The organism is Burkholderia aenigmatica, assembly GCF_048627025.1.
Classification (GTDB): Bacteria; Pseudomonadota; Gammaproteobacteria; order Burkholderiales; family Burkholderiaceae; genus Burkholderia; species Burkholderia aenigmatica.
The window spans coordinates 609,408-622,690 of sequence record NZ_CP184469.1 but is presented as its reverse complement, the minus strand read 5'-3'; the positions used below and the strand labels follow the sequence as shown (position 1 = coordinate 622,690).

The following is a 13,283-nucleotide window of genomic DNA, read 5'->3' as shown; positions in this document are numbered from 1 at the left end:
CGGCGGCCTGCATCACCGCCCGCCCCGCCGACAACTCAGGTGAATACCCAGATCACGCGCGTCGGCGCGTCGGTCAGGTTGGCATAGCGAAAACGCTTGTGCGCAGGAAGCTGGAACGCGTCGTTCGGGCCGAGCGTGATGGGTATATCGTCGCCGTCGATCCAGATCGTCAGTTCGCCTTCGAGCACGAAACCGCCCTGCTCGTCGCTATCGTCGACGGGCCGCTCGCCGCTGCTCGCGCCCGGCGCGAGATGGCTTTCGAGAATCGAGAAGCGCGAACGCATGTTCGGCGACACGAGGATGTCGGTAATGCCGGCCGCGTAATACACGGTGCGACGCTCGTCGGGCCGCGTGACCCACGGCACGCTGCGCGGCTTGCTCAGGCTGTAGAAATAGGTGGTCGGCACGCCGAGCGCCTCGCCGATCGCGGTGAGATCCGCCACCGTCGGGCGCGACAGCCCGCGCTCGACCTGCGACAGAAAGCCGACCGAGCGGCCGATCCGTTCCGCGAGATCGTTGAGCGTGACCTTGCGATGCTTGCGCAGGTCGCGGATCAGGATGGCCAGGCTTTCTATCTCTTCCTGTTCGTTCATGGTGGGTTCCGGTGCAGTCAGACGGTATCGCGCAGACGGTACCAGGCCTTGCCGATCGCTTCCAGCGGCGCGGCGAGCCGGTCGCCGCCGGGGAAGCGCGGGTTGCGGATGCGCTGGTACTGCGCGAGCAGGCGTTCGTCGCCGAGCACGGCGTCGGCCACCGCGCGCGCACCCGCGAGCGTCGGCAGCACGCCATGCCCCGAGAACCCCTGCAGCCAGAAACGCTGCCCGTGGCGGCCGATGTCCGGCGTGCGGCGCATGCTGATGTCGATATGGCCGCCCCACGCGTACTCGAGCGGCACGCCGGCCAGTTGCGGAAACACGCGTTCGAGGTGCGGACGCGTCGCCGCCGCGATATCGGCCGGGATGCCGCCGAGATACGTGCAGCCGCCGCCGAACAGCAGCCGGTGGTCGGGGCTCAGGCGGAAATAGTCGGGCACGAACTGGTTGTCGATCACGCAACTGTTCTGCGGCAGCAGCGCACGGGCGACGTCGGGCGCGAGCGGCGCGGTCGCGACCTGGTACGTGCCGACCGGCAGCAGCCGGCGCGCGAGGTCGCGATCGAGCCGGTCGACATACGCGTTGCAGGCCAGCACGAGCACGTCCGCGCGCACTTCGCCGCGCGCCGTGCGGGCAACGTGACCGCCGGCCGTCTCGCGGCAATCGAGCACGCGGCTCTGCTCGAAGATGCGGCCGCCCGCGCGCTCGATCGTCTGCGCTAGGCCGAGCGCGAGCTTCAGCGGATTCAGGTGGCCGGCCTCCGGATCGTGCAGCGCCGCGAGATAGCGCGTGCCGCCGATCCATTCGGGCATCTCGTCACGGCCGATCACGCGCAGGCGATCGTAGCCCCAGCGCTCGGCCGCCTCGTCGCGGGCCTGTTCGAGCATCGCGATGCGCCGCGGCCGCACCGCCGCCCACAGGCTGCCGGGCCAGTAGTCGATGTCGAAACCGTGCCGATCCGGCAGTTCGCGCACCTCGGCCGCGGCCCAGCGCATGCTGTCCCACAGCAGACGCGCGCCGTCGCGGCCCAGCGAATCCTCGAGCGGCTGCATGTCGCACGACCAGCCGAGCAGCGCCTGCCCGCCGTTGCGGCCCGATGCGGCCCACGCGACGCGGCTCGCTTCGAGCACGACGACGCGCTTGCCAGCAAGCGCCAGGCGCAACGCCGTATGCAGCCCGCTGAAACCCGCGCCGACGACGAGCACGTCGGCGTCGATGCGTTCGTCCAGTTCCGGACGATGCGGGATCGGCGCCGGATAGGTGCCGGCGTAGTAGCTTGCGACGTGACGGTCGGACTGCGCGAACATGCGGACTCCCGTGAAATTTTCGCCGAGAAATTTCATGAAAAATTAGCACGGCAATTTCACGGAAGCAAGCTAGCAAAAAAAACGGCGCATCGGTCTGACGAATCAACGCAGCGCCGTTAGTCTGGTTAGCTGAAGATTCGCTGCCCGGGCAGACTCAGCCAGCACCGAAATCGACGTTCGTGAAAACCGCGAAGATCGATGGCGTCCAGGTCGGGCGGGTTCGTGCTTCCATCCTCGATCGCCGTTGTCGGACGGGTCGACCGGCCTGCCGCCAGCCGCACGCACCTGCGTTGCCCATGGTGCAGAAACCGGAAACATCGGCTCGACATGCGCGCTCGCCCGCGGCATGACGCGCGCCGGATCGGCCGATACACGAAACGCCTGGCGCGGGAACCGCACCGGCCCGGTGAAGGTTCCTGCCATCCACTCGGACGAAATTTTTACCCTTGTAAAAATTTTGGACTGAGAGAATGACCCGCTGAAACAGCGCGTCACCCATCCAAGCACGGCCCCGTAACCCCTTTCAGACCCAACCCAATCGCTGACGGGAGACAAGATGCCTACGAACCGGGATGCAAGCCCGATGGACGAATCGGATCACGGAGAATTCTCGCTGAGCGAAGTCCCGCTCGAGAAACGCACCGGATTCCTGTCCATCACGATGGTGTTGTTGAGTTTCACGTTCTTCACGGGAACGATGTTTGCCGGCGGCAAGATCGGTGTCGCCTTCGACGTCGTCAGCATGATCCAGATCGCCGTCATCGGAAACCTGTTGCTCGCCGCCTATGCGGCATCGCTTGCGCTGATTGCCGCCCGCAGCGGCCTGAATGCGGTACTGATGGGGCGATTCTGCTTCGGGGAAGTCGGCAGCAAACTGTCGGATTTCCTGCTCGGCTTCGCCGAACTCGGCTGGTACGCATGGGGAACCGCGACGGTGGCGATCGTCTTGGTCAAGCTACTGGGTTGGCCGGCCTCCGTGACCACGCCGTTGATGATCCTCTTCGGCTTCGGATTTTCCATCACGGCCATCATCGGCTATCGCGGCATGGATGTGCTGTCGCGCGTCTCCGTGCCGTTGATGTTCGTGCTCCTGATGACGTCGATGTGGATCGCCACCCGCGATATCGGCGGGTGGGCCGGCCTCACGCATATCGCGCCGTCTCATCCGATGCAGTTCTCGGCCGCCGTGACCATGGTCATCGGCACCTTCGCCAGCGGCGCGACCCAGGCAACCAACTGGACCCGCCTCGCACGCAGCGCGCGCAGCGCCGTCTCGGCCAGCATGATCGGATTCTTCGTGGGCAACGGCCTGATGATCATCGCGGGCGCATACTGCGCGATCGTCTATCAGCAAGCCGACATCGTCGAGGTGATGATGCTGCAGGGCCTGTCGATCGCGGCGGTCGTGATGCTGTGCCTCAATCTCTGGACCATCCAGGGGCCGACGATGTACAACGTGGCGGCCGCCGGATGCCATCTGCTGCGCACCGAACGGCGCCGCACGCTCGTACTCGTGGGCGCGGCGATCGGCATCGTGCTCGCGGTCGGCGGGATGTACGAGTTGCTGATTCCGTTCCTGGTGCTGCTCGGCTCGATCATTCCGCCGGTCGGCGGCGTGATCATGGCGGACTACTGGTACCGCCATCGCGGGCAATACCCGTCGCTTGCCACCGCCCGCCTTCCGCGCTTCAACCTGGTCGGCCTGGCCGCGTATGCAATCGGCGCCGGACTCGCCTATACCTCGCCGTGGATCGCGCCGATCGTCGGCATCGCGGCGTCCGCCGCCGCCTACGTCGTGCTGCTGCAGATTGCCCGCGTGTTCGCGCGCGAGCCGTCCGTTCAGGGTGAATGATTCCGCTGCGCGCCCTCCTGCTTCCCCGAACTACAGGAATACTCATGAAAATCATCAACGCCAGATTGCGCGGCCGTAGCGGCCTCTTCACGATCGACATCGATGCGGACACGATTCGCGGCATCGACCTCCAGCCGTCGCCGCTGACGTCACACGGGGACGACGTCATCGATGCGGGCAGCAATCTCGTCATCCCGCCGCTGGTCGAGCCGCATATCCACCTGGATGCGACACTGACCGCGGGCGAACCCGAGTGGAACATGAGCGGCACGCTGTTCGAAGGTATCGAGCGGTGGGGCCAGCGCAAGGCCACCATTACCCATGAGGATACGAAAGCCCGCGCCCACACCACGATCGGGATGTTGCGCGACAACGGCATCCAGCACGTGCGCACGCACGTGGACGTCACCGATCACACGCTTGCCGCGTTGCAGGCGATGCTCGAGGTCAGGGACGAAGCGCGCGATCTCATCGATCTGCAGATCGTCGCGTTCCCTCAGGAAGGCATCGAGTCGTTCGAGAACGGACGTGCGCTGATGGAGCGCGCGATCGACATGGGGGCCGACGTCGTCGGCGGCATTCCGCATTTCGAGAACACGCGCGACCAGGGCGTGAGTTCCATCAAGTTCCTGATGGAGCTCGCGGCGCGCAAGGACTGCCTGGTCGACGTTCATTGCGACGAAACCGACGATCCGCAATCGCGCTTCCTGGAAGTGCTTGCCGAGGAAGCGCGGGTTCGCGGGATGGGCACGCGCGTCACGGCCAGCCACACGACCGCGATGGGTTCCTACGACAACGCCTACTGCTCGAAGCTGTTCCGGTTGCTGAAGCGGTCGGAAATCCATTTTGTTTCGTGTCCGACCGAAAGCATCCACCTGCAGGGGCGGTTCGACACCTTCCCGAAACGACGCGGCATTACGCGTGTCGCGGAACTCGATCGCGCCGGTATCAACGTGTGCTTCGGACAGGATTCGATCAAGGATCCGTGGTATCCCATCGGCAACGGCAACATCCTGCGCATCCTCGATGTCGGCCTGCACGTGTGCCACATGCTCGGCTACGAAGACCTGCAGCGGTGCCTCGACTTCGTGACGGAGCACAGCGCCAATGCGATGTCCTTGGGCGATCGCTATGGCATCGCGGTCGGGCGGCCGGCCAATCTGCTGATCCTCGACGCGGATTGCGACTATGAAGTGGTTCGCACACAGGCCAAGGTGCGCCTGTCGCTCCGTGCCGGGAAGGTCATCATGCAGCGCGCACCCGAACGCATCACCTATCCTGAAGCAGCCACGCGTTGAGCGGGCGATGACGCTGGACCGACATGCTGGAGGGAGCATCGTGAGGCACCCGTCCGAGCCGACTGCAGGAACGCCCGGCCGGCCTCACGGCCGGCGCGAAGCGCTGCGCGACACGCTCGAGGCGACCATTCTCGCCGCTGCCGAAGAATCGTTTGCCATCGACGGATTCGAGGGGAGTTCCGTTGCGACTATCGCAGCGGCCGCCGGCCTGTCGAAGCAGAACCTGATGTACTACTTCCCCACGAAGCTGGCGCTCTACCAACGCGTGCTGGACGACGTATTGCGGGACTGGCTCGGCAGGATGCGGGAGTTTGCGGCGCCCGATCGCGAGCCCGCGGAAGCCATGTCGGCCTATATCCGGGCCAAACTCGAATTCTCCAGAAATCGCCCGCATGGATCGCGGGTGTTTGCGCTGGAGATCATCGGCGGGGCCAGGACCTACGGAAAGGAAATCCGCAAACAACTGATTCCGGTGTTGCGTGACGACATCCGCGTGCTCGAACGCTGGATCGAGGAAGGCAAGGTCAGACAGGTCGATGCCGAGCACCTGTTCTTCCTGATCTGGGCAGCCACGCAGGCGTATGCGGACTTCGCCCCCCAGATGCTGCTGGTGCTCGGCAAGCGCGCGCTGGGAAACGACGATTTCGACGCGGCTTACCGCACCATCTCGAATCTGGTGCTCAACGCGCTGATCACCGGGGACGGAAAGACGGATTGACCGCTTGACCGCCTCCGTCGCCCTTCATGCACGGCACCCCGGCGCCATCCACATTCGCCGGGGAACCGCCGGTCAGTCGTGCTTGTAGCGCTTCTTGTGCTTGTTGCCGTGGTGATGATCGTTGGAACGCGAGTTGTTGCGCGACACGTGGCCGCCCAGCGCCGCGCCCGCACCGCCGCCCACGGCGGCGCCGACGAGCCCGCCGGCCGTGCCGCCCATCGCGTTGCCCGCAGCGGCGCCTGCGCCGCCGCCCAGTGCGCCGCCGACGATCGCGCCCGTGCGTTCGCGTTTGTTCGACGTCACCGCACCGCCCGCGCCACCACCCACTGCCCCGCCGATCACGGTGCCCGTGCTGCCGCCAACCGCGTTGCCGACCGCCGCGCCGGCTACGCCACCCAGCGCGCCGCCCAGTGCGTTGTTCGTGTCGCCTGCCACGGCCGGCACCGACGCCACCGCCGCCGCACCGACCACCACGGCCATCCCTGCCAATTTCTTCAGCATCTGTTTGCCCTCTCCGATTGCGAGATATCGATGGGCGAATCTAGCACTTTTCCGGCAAACCCAACGTAATGAAGCGTTAAATCGGGCATTACCCTGGCCGAAGCGCAAGCTTTCGCGGATTCAGGTGGCCGGATTCCGGATCGTGGAACCGCGCGAGATAGCGCGTGCCGCCCAGCCATTCAGGCATGTCGCCATGGCCGATCACGCGCAGCCGATCGTAGCCCCGGCGTTCGGCCGCTTCGTCGCGGGCCTGCGCAAGCATCGCGACGCGCCGCGGCCGCCCCGCCGCCTACCGGCTGCCGGGCCGGTAGGCGATGCCGAAACCGTGACGAACGGGCAGTTCGCGCACCTCGGCCGCGGCCCGGCGCATGCTGTCCCACAGCAGGTGCGCGTCGTTGCGGCCCGACGCGGCCCACGCAACGCGGCTCGCTTCGAGCACGACGACGCGCTTGCCGGCAAGCGCGAGACGCAACGCCGTATGCAGCCCGCTGAAACCCGCACCGACGACGAGCACGTCGGCGTCGATGCGTTCATCCAGTTCCGGACGATGCGGGATCGGCGCCGGATAGGTGCCGGCGTAGTAGCTTGCGACGTGACGGTCGGACTGCGCGAACATGCGGACTCTCGTGAAATTTTCGCCGAGAAATTTCATGAAAAATTAGCACGGCAATTTCACGGAAACAAGCGGGTGAACCGCACGCCCTGGCCTAAGAATTTCGACGCCCCAATGAGCGTGGCCCCAAGGTCCGTCAACCCTTCCGGATGTCTCGAAGAATCCCTACGCCCACGGCACGAAGCAACCGAGCCCGTGCGAATCAGGGCATCTCGGTATTTTCGAAAAAATATGCCGGTACATCCGGGCCCCACAGATACAACGAGTCTTCCGGTGGATGATTGCCTACCGGCCACTCGACACCCGCACCGACATAGTCAATATCGGCCGAATATTCCCAGTACGAGCCCCAAGGATCGCGCACATACTGAAAATAGTTCGACCCGAGCACATGGCGTCCCACGCCCCACCCTTGCTCATAGCCGGCTTGCTGCATCTGCATCTTGCCAAGACCAACTTCGTCGACCGTCGGCACATCCCATGCACTGTGATGCCAACCTTTCCTGCCGCCTTGTGCAAAGGCGACGAGGTGGTGGTCGCTGCCATGCCGTGCATGCAGAAACGCAACAATCCCCTCGGAACCATCGGACAATCGCAAACCGAGCGCCTGCTCATAGAACGAAACCGCTCGACCGATGTCCGGCGTAAACATCAGCACATGTGACAATCGCGTCGGACGCGCAGCAGGTGATTCGCCACGGAACAGCGCGCCGCGCAGCGGCCGGATACTGGTTTTACACGCCGTCGCCGGTTTGCATCCCGGTGTCGTCTTCGCCCCCGTCTTCAGCTGCAGCAGATTGCCGTCCGGATCCTCGAACCAGAAGCCGTCTTCCGGTGCGCGCCATCCCGGCGGCGCCGCCGCACGGCCGCCCGCCTCGAGAATCTGTGCACTCAACGGCTCAAAGTCATCTGCGAAGCAGTTCATCGACAGATAGGCGAGTCGCTTGCCTGCCCCCTCTCGCAACGTCGCCCACACATGGCCGCCGGCTTCCGTGCGCAGCCGCAGTTCGCGCTCGCCGACTTCGATGTCGAGGCCAAATGCCGTCAGGAAATGACGTGCGTCCGTCAGGCTCGGCACATCGAGCGCGAAATGGTCAATGCTGTGGACACCGAACGGGGCCCGTCTTCTTGTCGCAGTCGTCATTCCGCCCTCCGTTAGGCTTCGGCCAGCGCCGCAGCATCGGCATCCGAGCGAGCGTACTGCGTGCCGTCGAGAATCCGCGACAGCACGCGCCGCAGCGCGCCGGCCGGATCGTCGACCATTGAGTCGGCGCGCCACGCAACGTAGCGATCCGGCCGCACGAGCAAACAGCCGTGATCCTCGATCTCCCGCTGTCGCGCCCAGTCGCCGTATACATCGAATGTCGACGTGCCATGGGCGATCGATACGGCACGGACGTCGACACCGAATTCGTCGGCCATCTGCTTCGCGGCATGGAGCCACGGTTGACCACCGGAACCCGTGAGCACGGTGAACGCACCGCGCCCGACCAGGTCGAGCGTCGACACCTGAGCGCCATCGTGCTGGATCCACGCATGCGGAATGGACGCACCCGGCGTCGTAGTCGGGTGATAGTAAAGCTCCGGGTCTCGCGACGGGATCGGGAATGTCGCACCATCACGCATGATCGCGGACGACGTGTAGTGCTGCCCCAGCTCGACGCCGTGGCAGTTGAACTGGTAATTCTGCTGCTCGACCGCGGCGGCAAGTGCCTTGCGGCGCTTGCGGCCAGCCTCGTCTTCGGCGAACAGACCGTCGAGCGACGCCCAGCCTGCTTCCGCGCTCTGCCCTTCCGAGAAGCCGAGCGCCTTTGCGATCGGCAACATCTCGCCGACCGACTTGATCGCGCGATTCACGACCGTCTCCGCGACCGGCTGCCGCTCGTCCGAATACGTCTGCAGCAGCGCCGGCGACGCCTGTCCCTTCACGATCATCGCGAGCTTCCATGCAAGATTGAACGCGTCCTGTATGGAGGTGTTCGATCCGAGCCCGTTCGCCGGCGGATGCCGGTGTGCGGCATCGCCGGCGATCGCAACGCGCCCTTTCACCATGCTGCGCGCGACCACCCGGTTAATCGTCCATTTCGACACGGCTTTAACGCGAATCGGGATATTGGGGTCGCCGATCGTCGCGCGTGCACGAGCGATCACCGCTTCGTGGCTCAGGTCCGGTTCGCCGTCCTTCGGGTTGTACATGAACAGCAACACCCACTCGTTCCACGGCCGCACACAGACGTACGTGCCACTGCCAACCCAGTAGTCGCTGCCCGGCCGGCTCATCCAGTAAAGCACGCCTGGACGGTGCGCGGTGTACTTTGCGAGGTCGACCTCGAGCCAGCAGTTCACCGCGCAGCCGAGCCCCATTTCGCCTTCGAGTTCAAATCCGAGTTGCTTGACCACCACGCTTTGCGCTCCGTCGGCCCCCACCGCGTATTCGGAAATCACTTCGATCTCCTCACGCGTCACCACGTCGACGAGCCGCGAAATCACCGCGTCTTCCGTCTGACGAATCGACACAAGCTCGGTGTTGAACAGGATGCGTGCACCGTATTCACGCGCCGCGCCGAGAATCACCGGTTCGAGCAGATGCTGCGGCGCATTGCACATCTGGGACGGGCTGGCCGCCTCGTAGTCGGCCTTGCGTCGCGTGCCGGTGCCCCAGGTCTGGAGCCGCGCAATCTCTCGATCCGCGAAGCTGGTCGCCCATACATTGTTGGTCATCAGCTCGTTCGGCGTAGCAAGCGCGCGCACGCGCTCCTCGATGCCAAGATCGCGGAACACCTCGACGGTGCGCTGGTTCGTGATGTGCGCGCGCGGCGAATGGGCGGTGCCCGGATAACGCGTGATCGCCAGCACGTCGACACCATATTTCGCAAGCAGCGCCGCGGTCGTCAACCCGGCCGGCCCTGCGCCGACCACCAACACCGGGACTCGAATCTGTCTCATGTCTTCCTCAGTCTCTTGATGGGTCCGTTCAACGGCCGGCGTTCATTGCGCCGGGTCTTCGTCGCGAACCGGATTGCGCAGGATGCCGAGCCCTTCAATCTCGACTTCGCACACGTCACCGTCGCGCATGATCAGCTTCGGGTCGCGCGCCCAGCCGATGCCGGCCGGCGTGCCACTGACGATCACATCGCCCGCTTCCAGCGTGATCGCCTCGCTGACGATCGCGATCAGCGTCGCGACATCGAACAGCATGTCGCTCGTGTTCGCCGACTGCACCACCTTGCCGTTCAGCCGCGTTTCCAGCCGCAGCCCGGCACCGCCCGCCGGCAGTTCGTCGGCGGTGACGAGCGCGGGACCGAATGCGCCGGTGCCGTCGAAATTCTTGCCGACGGTCCATTGCGGCGCCTTGAACTGGTACTCGCGCACCGACCCGTCGTTGAACACCGAGTAACCGGCCACGCACTCGAGCGCGCGTGACTTCGGAACGTGACGGCCGCCACTCCTCAACACGACGGCCAGTTCGCCCTCGAAGTCCAGCGAATCGGACACGCGCGGTCGGATCATCGCCGCACCGTGCCCGATCAGGCTCGTTGTGAAGCGCGGGAACAGGGTCGGATAGGAAGGCTGTTCGTATGGGCTTTCCTTCGTGTGATCGGCGTAGTTGAGCCCGACGCAAATAATCTTGCCGGGCCGCGTGAGCGGCGGCAGCCACGTCACCTCGTCGACGTGAAAGGTCGGGCCGGCCGACGCGTGCCGGTCGGCGAAACCGACGAGATCAATACCGCTCGCGAGCAACTGCTCGAGCGTCGCGTCGCCAAGCGACTCAATGGTCGAGTCGCGCTGAATACCGAGCATCCGCTTGCGGCCATCGGGCGAAAAATTCACATAACGCATGACATCTCCAGATCAAGGGGGCGCCGCCGGGGTGGCCGCGATTTAGCTACAAATCTACAAAATATATATATTTTAATCTTTAAATGTTTACCCTAGTCTTTGCATACGATCTACCGTTCTGCATATAATTTGGCCATCTGGAGAGAAATATTCGTGGACATGACGTTTGACGACGCAGCGACCGGCGGCTCGCGAACCATGGCGTCGGTACTGGCCGACACCATCCTTCGGGACATTGTGTCGGGTGCGCTCGCCCCCGGCTCCAAGCTGAAGATCCGTGAGTTGGCCGACCGCTACCAAGCCAGCGCGATCCCGCTGCGCGAGGCCGTGTCGCGGCTCGCGATGAGCGGCTTCGTCGACGCGGAGGATCAGCGTGGTTTTCGCGTGACACCCGTGTCGCGCGCGGATCTCGAGGACATCACGTCGGTGCGGCAGTGCATCGAATCCGAGGCGCTGCGCGACGCGATGGAGAGCGGCAACCTTGAATGGGAAGCGTCGGTGCTCGCGGCGTTCCACCTCGTGAACAGCCTGCCGACTGTTGTCGACGAACCGCCGCGAATGAACCCCGACTGGGAGCGTGCGCACGACCACTTCCACGCGACATTGCTCGCCGGCTGTCGTTCAAAATGGCTCAAGCATTTCGCGGCGACGCTGCGCGCGCAGACTGCACGCTACCGACATCAGTCGCTGCGCAGCCAGCATGCGGGCGAGCGAGATGTCGGCCGCGAGCACGAGGACATCGTGAAGGCCGTGATCGCGCGCGACGCCGATCGCGCTTGCGAACTATTGCGTGAGCACTTCGCAGCCACTGCAAAGCTCGTGCTCGAAGATGCTGCCCCGGACGGCAATGCCGTGCCCGCTACGCGAACCGGCACCGGGACGCGCAAGCGACGCTGAGCCCATCATTCCGTTCGTCACAACTGCCCTTCGCGGGATTCGCGCTACCGCCCCCCCCACTTTCCACACGGCTGCCGGCCCAGGAGATTGCCCGCCGTGTCTGTCACGCATCCTCAGTACGATCCTGAAATGGCTGCTTTCTTGCCCCTTCCTGTGCGCTCCGTTCGATAAACGAGAACACAATGTTCTGTCTGGCGGTGCTACGCATTGCACCTCGAATCGAATAAGCTGGCGGTACTTGCCACGCACCTCGTGGCCTGCCCCCTTTCCGTCAATGGATCGCCCGCCGCCGATCAACGAAATCGTGGACGCGTCAAAGACACCCGGCACGTACAAGACGCCAGATCCCCCACGATGCGCAGCGCTCGACCGCAGTTCGAACAACGACCGCACAAACGTCATGCCACGAGACTGCGCCTGGAACAACGGGCAGGCTCGTATCAAGCACCACCACGATGGTCCGTCTTCCTCGACCGTCCTGGGGCGCCATCCGCCGGGCGATGAAAGCATCGAGTCTTTTGATCGGAGCCTGACCGCACCCGACATCGCATACCGCGTGTCTCGAACGACATCCGCGATGTGCGGCTCTACCCTCGATATGTCGAGGCAATTTCGGCATCGATTGAAATCGGATGTTCCACATGCCCCAGAGCAGTCACTCGCCGGCTCGCGTTCTCAGGCCATCGCGCACGGTCGCGCCGGCTCTCGGTTACGACCTCAATGACCTTTACTACTTCGTACAAGTCGTCGACTATGGGGGATTCGCACCGGCCGGACGTGTGCTTGGTTTACCGAAATCGCGGTTGAGTCGCCGTATCGCCTTGCTGGAACGGCAATTGGGCGTCAAGCTGATCCACCGTTCCACACGGTCGTTCACGACGACGGAATACGGTCAGATCTACTACACGCGTTGCAAGACCATGCTCGCAAAAGTCGATGCGGCCCAAGCACTGATCACATCTGCCCATACGCAACCGCGCGGCACCGTTCGCCTGTCGTGCCCAATTGCGCTGCTCCATACATACGTCGGCGCAACACTTATCGCGTTTGCCGCACGCTACCCCGAGATCAGGATTGAACTCGTCGGCATGAACAGGAAGACCGACGTCATTCGTGAACGGCTCGACATCGCGATATATTCGAAGTCCGACTCGCTCGACGCCCAGGATCTCGTTGTACGCGTGCTTGGTCAGGCTGCCCAATGCCTGGTCGCGAGTCCCGCCTTGCGCGATCGCTTCGGCCCGCCATGCACGCCGGCCGATCTTCAGTCATGGCCGAGCCTGGGCTTTGGCTTGCCGGCAGCTGGACACGTGTGGACACTTGCCGACCCGAGCGGCGCGCAAGTGGCCGTCCATCACACGCCTCGCTTCGTCACAACCGACTTGCTGACGCTGCGAAAGGCGGCCATCGCCAGTCTTGGCATCGCGCAACTACCGATGATGATGGTCCGTGATCAGTTGGACGACGGCGCCCTCGTTCGCATCCTGCCTCACTGGTCACCGAGTCGCGACGTCATTCAAGCGGTCTTTTCGACACGGAAAGGCATGCCACCTGCGGTGCGACTCCTCCTGGATTTTCTCGCTCAACGCTTTGAGGCCCTCGATGAGCCATAACGCCTCGCCTAGCCTCGACGCGCACTGCAGATACCGTCCGCCCCCGGGAAC

11 protein-coding genes and 1 pseudogene are annotated in these 13,283 nt (G+C 64.3%); 5 read left to right on the top strand and 7 right to left on the bottom strand.

The window, feature by feature from the left end:
• Positions 1–35 precede the first annotated feature (35 nt).
• Together ACN8ZM_RS19845 and ACN8ZM_RS19840 are read right to left on the bottom strand one after the other, a co-directional pair.
• Positions 36–593, bottom strand: coding sequence for a helix-turn-helix domain-containing protein (locus ACN8ZM_RS19845; protein WP_043180035.1), 558 nt, complete (start codon positions 591–593; stop codon positions 36–38).
• A 17-nt stretch (positions 594–610) separates the two neighbouring features.
• Positions 611–1,900, bottom strand: a complete 1,290-nt coding sequence (locus ACN8ZM_RS19840) for an NAD(P)/FAD-dependent oxidoreductase (protein ID WP_420212143.1) — start codon at positions 1,898–1,900, stop codon at positions 611–613.
• A gap of 556 nt (positions 1,901–2,456) precedes the next feature.
• Here ACN8ZM_RS19840 and codB point away from each other — a divergent pair.
• Genes codB through ACN8ZM_RS19825 form a run of 3 tightly spaced genes read left to right on the top strand, consistent with a single transcriptional unit; the run spans position 2,457 to position 5,768 of the window.
• On the top strand, positions 2,457–3,752 hold the full coding sequence (codB, locus tag ACN8ZM_RS19835; protein ID WP_420212142.1) for a cytosine permease: 1,296 nt from the start codon (positions 2,457–2,459) through the stop codon (positions 3,750–3,752).
• 44 nt (positions 3,753–3,796) lie between these two features.
• On the top strand, positions 3,797–5,050 hold the full coding sequence (gene codA, locus ACN8ZM_RS19830; RefSeq protein WP_420212141.1) for a cytosine deaminase: 1,254 nt from the start codon (positions 3,797–3,799) through the stop codon (positions 5,048–5,050).
• Positions 5,051–5,090: 40 nt separating this feature from the next.
• Positions 5,091–5,768 (top strand): TetR/AcrR family transcriptional regulator, encoded by a 678-nt coding sequence (locus ACN8ZM_RS19825; RefSeq protein WP_043180039.1) that lies wholly within the window; start codon positions 5,091–5,093, stop codon positions 5,766–5,768.
• Positions 5,769–5,840: 72 nt separating this feature from the next.
• Here the strand turns inward: ACN8ZM_RS19825 and ACN8ZM_RS19820 are convergent, their stop codons facing one another.
• The 5 genes and pseudogenes from ACN8ZM_RS19820 to ACN8ZM_RS19800 form a co-directional block, all read right to left on the bottom strand.
• A complete protein-coding gene (locus ACN8ZM_RS19820; RefSeq protein ID WP_175022126.1) occupies positions 5,841–6,269 on the bottom strand; it encodes a hypothetical protein in 429 nt (142 codons plus the stop codon).
• 100 nt (positions 6,270–6,369) lie between these two features.
• Positions 6,370–6,885, bottom strand: a pseudogene (locus tag ACN8ZM_RS19815) (NAD(P)/FAD-dependent oxidoreductase); the annotation flags it as partial.
• A 199-nt stretch (positions 6,886–7,084) separates the two neighbouring features.
• Positions 7,085–8,026, bottom strand: coding sequence for a VOC family protein (locus tag ACN8ZM_RS19810; RefSeq protein WP_420212140.1), 942 nt, complete (start codon positions 8,024–8,026; stop codon positions 7,085–7,087).
• An 11-nt stretch (positions 8,027–8,037) separates the two neighbouring features.
• Complete coding sequence (locus ACN8ZM_RS19805; protein ID WP_420212139.1) at positions 8,038–9,828, bottom strand: FAD-dependent monooxygenase; 1,791 nt, start codon at positions 9,826–9,828, stop codon at positions 8,038–8,040.
• A 42-nt stretch (positions 9,829–9,870) separates the two neighbouring features.
• Complete coding sequence (locus ACN8ZM_RS19800) at positions 9,871–10,722, bottom strand: fumarylacetoacetate hydrolase family protein (RefSeq protein ID WP_420212138.1); 852 nt, start codon at positions 10,720–10,722, stop codon at positions 9,871–9,873.
• A gap of 159 nt (positions 10,723–10,881) precedes the next feature.
• Here ACN8ZM_RS19800 and ACN8ZM_RS19795 point away from each other — a divergent pair, with 159 nt between their 5' ends.
• Both ACN8ZM_RS19795 and ACN8ZM_RS19790 read left to right on the top strand, forming a co-directional pair.
• A complete protein-coding gene (locus tag ACN8ZM_RS19795; protein ID WP_420212646.1) occupies positions 10,882–11,619 on the top strand; it encodes a GntR family transcriptional regulator in 738 nt (245 codons plus the stop codon).
• Positions 11,620–12,260: 641 nt separating this feature from the next.
• The gene (locus ACN8ZM_RS19790) at positions 12,261–13,232 is read left to right on the top strand and encodes a LysR substrate-binding domain-containing protein (protein WP_420212137.1); all 972 of its coding nucleotides are present in this window, start codon (positions 12,261–12,263) and stop codon (positions 13,230–13,232) included.
• Positions 13,233–13,283: the final 51 nt, after the last annotated feature.